This window comes from Bartonella sp. ML69XJBT (genome assembly GCF_028618515.1).
Classification (GTDB): domain Bacteria; phylum Pseudomonadota; class Alphaproteobacteria; order Rhizobiales; family Rhizobiaceae; genus Bartonella.
This window is the reverse complement of record NZ_JAQITB010000137.1, coordinates 1-832: the sequence shown is the minus strand read 5'-3', so window position 1 is coordinate 832 and position 832 is coordinate 1. Positions and strand designations below refer to the sequence as shown.

Genomic DNA, 832 nt, shown 5'->3' with positions numbered 1-832 from the left:
TGCTTTGTTCACTACCATCAGTATCATTACAAATTTTTTGCTTGCCATGAATTACAGCGTTGCCAGAGATTTTTACATTCTCAGTTCTAGCCCAGCCATCAGTAGAGGGCTTGCTATAAACTACCGCATTATCACAAACCCGTGCATTGCCAAAAACCTCTACATTCTCAGAAATAGTAGCTCTATCAGAAATACAAGCATTATCATAAATCTTAGCACCCCCATAAATACAAGCCGACCCTGATATTTTTGCATTGCCATAAATCTTGCCACTCACATGAGCACTACCAGAAACTTGTGCATTATCAGAAACACAAGCAAGAAAAGAGAGTTGTGCATTTTCGCAAACAACAGCATTGTCACTAACAACACCATTTACCATTGCGTTATCACAAATTTTTGCATTTTTAAAAATCTTCGCATTATGAAAAACCTGAGCATTATCCATAATCACAGCGTTGCCAGATACTTTAGAACTTCTATAAACACATGCATTATTACGCACTTGTACATTGTCAGAAACAAAGGAATCTGTAGCAACCATGGCATTATCGTACACCCAGCAATTGCCCTCATGAGAAAGGTTGCTTTCCTTTTCAATAAAGCCACCAAGGTCACCAGCCTTGACATCAGCAAAGTCTCTTAATGCCTTAATGCGATAAAGTCTTATAATCTTTTTAATCACGTTATCTTTAATTTCTGTGCTTTCATTAGTAAGTTCATATTTTTTAGATACAGTTATACCAGCCATAGGTCACTCCCTAAGTTTATATTCGTTAAATTTTAAAATGAGATGTTTTAAAGAAAGGCGCCCCCGCACCGCCCGCGCTTT

The 832-nt window shown here is 37.6% G+C and carries 1 protein-coding gene; it reads right to left on the bottom strand.

Annotation, left to right across the window (positions count from 1 at the left end; translation table 11 throughout):
* Nucleotides 1–751, bottom strand: a 751-nt coding sequence (locus PVV68_RS10550) for a hypothetical protein (RefSeq protein ID WP_273783056.1), incomplete at its 3' end; no start/stop codon positions are given.
* Between the last annotated feature and the right edge of the window lie 81 nt (nucleotides 752–832).